Origin of the sequence: Mesorhizobium sp. M7A.F.Ca.CA.001.08.2.1 (genome assembly GCF_003998455.1) — a bacterium.
GTDB lineage: Bacteria > Pseudomonadota > Alphaproteobacteria > Rhizobiales > Rhizobiaceae > Mesorhizobium > Mesorhizobium ciceri.
This window is the reverse complement of sequence record NZ_RZPW01000765.1, coordinates 1-2,868: the sequence shown is the minus strand read 5'-3', so window position 1 is coordinate 2,868 and position 2,868 is coordinate 1. Positions and strand designations below refer to the sequence as shown.

Sequence of the window (2,868 nt, the reverse complement as noted above, 5' to 3'; positions counted from 1 at the left end):
GTACTGGTGTACTCGGTGAACGATCAGACATCTCTCTCCACCTCCAATCATCTTCGTCACGCTCCCTCTCTTCTTCTTCCTTCTTGCGAACGAGAGCGTCAACATTGGAGGATATCAATTTTGTCATCTCGTTGATTTCAGGAAAACCTTCGATTTCGTCAGAATAAAAATTCGCAAGGTAATTGAGGGTGACTTCGATGTCCTCGAAGTTTTCCTGCGGAGTTAGCTCGGAATCGGGATTGTCGCCCGTGTTTTCGATCTTGGTCATCAAGGCCGGAATAACTTCAGCCTTTATACGCTTGCTGAGCTTGACCAGAGCTAGTGGGCTGAGCAGCGCCAGGATATCTTCTCGGTCGAGGAAGGAAGCATCGCTTTCATGGATGAGATCCCTTTCAATCCGTCCACCCATCTCAATCCGCAGTTCTGCCGGAAGAATGCCGAAGGAGGCCGCGCGAGAATAGACGTTTATCTTCGGGTCATATGCAATCTCCCGACTCGCCCGGGCTATTCGCGAGAGTATTGCAGGATCTTTTTGCAGGACTTGGCGGAATACGTCGTCCGACGCTCTCTCCCACAAAAAATGGAAAAGAAGACGATTTATTCGGCTGCCGTCGTCCGGCGTCTCGACAAGGCGGTCCACCAATAGCGCATTCAAAGATCTGGGTATGATGACCGCATCTGGAATGCGCTCGACGCCGTCGCAAAGTACGTCCGATAATATGGTCTCCACGCCAACGCCACGAATGAACAACTCTCGCATTCCCTCAGCGTCTCGGAGAATCGCGGCCAGGGCATCGGACAAGGTTGGATGTTTGAAATTCCAATCGCGCCTTGTGCCATCCGCTACTTCAACAAGAAACGACTCCCTTAGTTCGTTAAGAGAGTCTGCGAGCGTTTCCCGAGACACGTCGTAGAAGCGGACCACAATTTCCTGGATTTCTGGAAGTGGACCGCTCACTGGCATTCTGCCCCGGTGCAAGAACACTAGCGTCAACGCCGATCTGTGTACCTTTGACAATTCACCAACCGTCTGAAGCAGAAAGGCCCGGTTCTCGCGTACAAATTTCAACAGAGAATCGAGAGATGCCGTTACATTTGCGGTGTATGCCCGGTCGCCTAATTGGCGCGCTATCTCTGGCGTGAATGTGGCCTCCTTTGACAGAACATCAAGGAATTTCTTTACCGTCAATTTCCACTGCTTTGACTGATTTCCGCATTTCACGTGATTGTACAATATTTGCCTACGCTCAAGCTCACTGAGGCGACCGACTTCGACTATCGCCGTGCTGTCACGAAAAAAAGGATGGTTTCGGGTACCCAATTTCGGCTTGGCGGCTTCGTAGATATGGCGACGTGATGTGAGAACGAAAGAATTTCCAGCAGCGGTAGCGGCCTGCAATTTCGGCATGATCGCAATCCAGTGATCGACGAAGTCCTCCCTTAGCTGGTTGGGGCCAAATGCGTCGTCAATCCAATAGAACCCACCGCCTTCTTCTGGATTCCAATTGTCCAGCAACTGTTTGGGTCCTTCGGCTTTGTAGCAGACATGGTTTGGGCTGTCGGCCGCGATCGTCGATAGAACTGCAGCGATCGTCGATTTGCCTGTTGCGGGATTACCTACAAGCATAACGATCTTATGCTTAGAGAGCACGCGAACCGCTCTTACATGCGGCTCAGTGGGGACGTAGGCGCGTAATGACGATGCCATATGTCCCAGAAGAGATTTCGTCTGTGCCGCACGACGCTCATCGAGGATCATCGAGAGATCACCTTGCTTCCGTGATTGCCATCGCCTGCGCCGCAGCCGCGGTCGCGCCTGCGGATGCACACTTCGGTTCTGGCATCGGCTTTTTTGGTCCGTTCGGCGGCTTCAGCCCGTTCGGCGGCGGCCCGTTTTACGGCGGTGGCCCCTTCTACGGCAGAGGTCCGTTTTACGACTATAGCGGCCGCTACTACGGCCCCCGCTATCCTGGCTACGTGGCCCGCTACCCGCATCGCTACTATTTCCGGCATCGTCACCATTGCCGCGTGAAGTGGGTTAGGCACTGGCACCATCACCACCGGGTGCTGGAACGCGTTCAGGTTTGCCGGTACTGACAAGCCGGATTGGCCTACCGCCCGTCTTTGGCCTTGGCATAAGCATTCGCCTGCCCCATGCCCGAATGCTTCTAAGCCACCTCGTCCCCCGGTCGGGTCGGATGCTGTCGATTTAGCAGGATAGACAAGGCCGTGATGATCTGAGGTATCGCAAACGGCTTGCTGATCATTATGCTTTCCGGAACGCCTTCAGCACTCCAATAGGGCGCGCCATCGCCGCTGATGTAAATCACGGGGATGGCGGGGTTCACTCCCCGAAGATCTCTGGCCAACTGCCACCCGTTTTTACCAGGACCAAGTCGAATATCCGTAATCAAGCTGCTAACCGGCGCTTCGTCAAACGCCTTTATAGCCGCTTCGGCTGTTGTCACCCCGATAACCCGGAAACCAGCCTCTTCCAAAGCCGTCTCAAGGTCCAGCAGGATTAGTGGCTCGTCTTCAACGACCAGAACCGGGATTTCGTCCATTCCCCACTTAGCACAGCCCCTGTTGCAGGCGCAACTTCACTTTAGCCACAGCTAATAAACGAGCAGAAGCATACGCCTGTGCTTAGGGCACTGGAAGCAGGTGGCTTGGTCAGCGCCCGTCCTTAGCCATGGCGTAAGGATTCGAAACGCCCATGCCGGAATGCTTCGTCGGGTCGAGCGTGTAGCTGAAACCGACGCTTCGCTGTTCGCAATTCGAGCAGCGCATCTTAGGCGCGAGATCAGCGGCCATCGCTGGCGCATCAGCGCCGCACCGCTCGCGCAGCGCCTCCAGGTCGAGCGTGCG

Annotated in this window: 4 protein-coding genes; 1 reads left to right on the top strand and 3 read right to left on the bottom strand. The window is 54.7% G+C overall.

Annotated elements, in window-relative coordinates; all coding sequences use genetic code 11:
• A partial coding sequence (locus EN914_RS30450) for a hypothetical protein (RefSeq protein WP_127389480.1) occupies nt 1-1,759 on the bottom strand: 1,759 nt, incomplete at its 3' end.
• 20 nt (nt 1,760-1,779) lie between these two features.
• Between EN914_RS30450 and EN914_RS30445 the strand changes: the two genes are divergently transcribed.
• Nucleotides 1,780-2,097 (top strand): hypothetical protein, encoded by a 318-nt coding sequence (locus tag EN914_RS30445; RefSeq protein WP_032899471.1) that lies wholly within the window; start codon nt 1,780-1,782, stop codon nt 2,095-2,097.
• Nucleotides 2,098-2,168: 71 nt separating this feature from the next.
• Here EN914_RS30445 and EN914_RS30440 read toward each other — a convergent pair whose 3' ends face one another.
• Together EN914_RS30440 and EN914_RS30435 are read right to left on the bottom strand one after the other, a co-directional pair.
• Complete coding sequence (locus EN914_RS30440) at nt 2,169-2,564, bottom strand: response regulator (RefSeq protein ID WP_024504606.1); 396 nt, start codon at nt 2,562-2,564, stop codon at nt 2,169-2,171.
• A 109-nt stretch (nt 2,565-2,673) separates the two neighbouring features.
• On the bottom strand, nt 2,674-2,868 hold a 195-nt coding region (locus EN914_RS30435), incomplete at its 5' end, for a hypothetical protein (protein WP_127389479.1).